Below are 441 nucleotides of genomic sequence, written 5' to 3' on the forward strand. Positions count from 1 at the left end.
GGCTCAATTGGAAGAAATTGGTATTTCTAAGGATGAATTCCATAAGAATTTCAAATTGGATGGTGCTGTAGAAGACGTAGAGCAACAAGCTTTGGTAAATGCTACTCAGTATGATGGAATTACTGTTGATTCTAAGGCTGTTACTACTCCGGTTGGTGTGGTTTCACAGACTAATTGGGATCCGGCGGATGAAATGACTGAAGTTTTGACTTGGGTAGTTAAGAATAATCAGGCATATCACATCTTTAAGGCTGGTGCTAAGAGTATTGCAGTAAATGTACGTTATAGCTATGAAGTATCTGAAGGTGTATATCAATATGTATATGTTACTTTCACTTGGACTCCTAGTCCTTTGAACTTTACTCCTAATGGTACCATTGAAAACTCTGCTAAGATTGATAAATATTGGTATGAAAAGAACGGTGCTGTAGCAGGTTCTGG

At 37.9% G+C, this 441-nt stretch carries 1 protein-coding gene; it reads left to right on the top strand.

Annotation, left to right across the window (positions count from 1 at the left end):
* The coding region (locus PZE06_RS26285) for a hypothetical protein (RefSeq protein WP_275792153.1) at window positions 1-441 on the top strand (441 nt) is incomplete at both ends.

Origin of the sequence: Robertmurraya sp. DFI.2.37, assembly GCF_029211245.1 — a bacterium.
Classification (GTDB): Bacteria; Bacillota; Bacilli; order Bacillales; family Cytobacillaceae; genus Robertmurraya; species Robertmurraya methanolica_A.